Source organism: Erwinia sp. B116, assembly GCF_002865965.1.
GTDB lineage: Bacteria > Pseudomonadota > Gammaproteobacteria > Enterobacterales > Enterobacteriaceae > Erwinia.
This window is the reverse complement of the sequence record NZ_JRZZ01000139.1, coordinates 1-305: the sequence shown is the minus strand read 5'-3', so window position 1 is coordinate 305 and position 305 is coordinate 1. Positions and strand designations below refer to the sequence as shown.

The 305-nt window shown below is 63.9% G+C and carries 1 protein-coding gene; it reads right to left on the bottom strand.

The annotated features are described in order from the left end of the window. Positions 1 to 305: type VI secretion system Vgr family protein (locus tag NV64_RS22985; RefSeq protein ID WP_199177724.1), on the bottom strand; the 305-nt coding region annotated here is incomplete at both ends.

The window sequence follows — 305 nt, the reverse complement described above, 5'->3', positions numbered from 1 at the left end:
TTCGGCTGGCCGTCGGCGGTGATAAACAGTCCTTTCTCCGCCCGCAGCGTGCCCCAGCTGTCGCTGCGCAGCTCAAAGCCTTCACCGCGCTTCTGCTTTTCGCTGTCCACCATATGCCCGAGGTTCAGCTGGCTTTTGCCGCCGTACTCGGTGCTGAGCTTGATATGCTCCTGGCCCGCCGTGTCGTCGAGGCGCAGTTTGTTGTTCTTCGGCGTGCGCAGCACGTTGCGCCTGTAGTTGCGGATGGTGACGTGGTCGCCGTGCGCCGAGTCGTGCAGCACCCCGGCAATATACGGCCGGTCCGG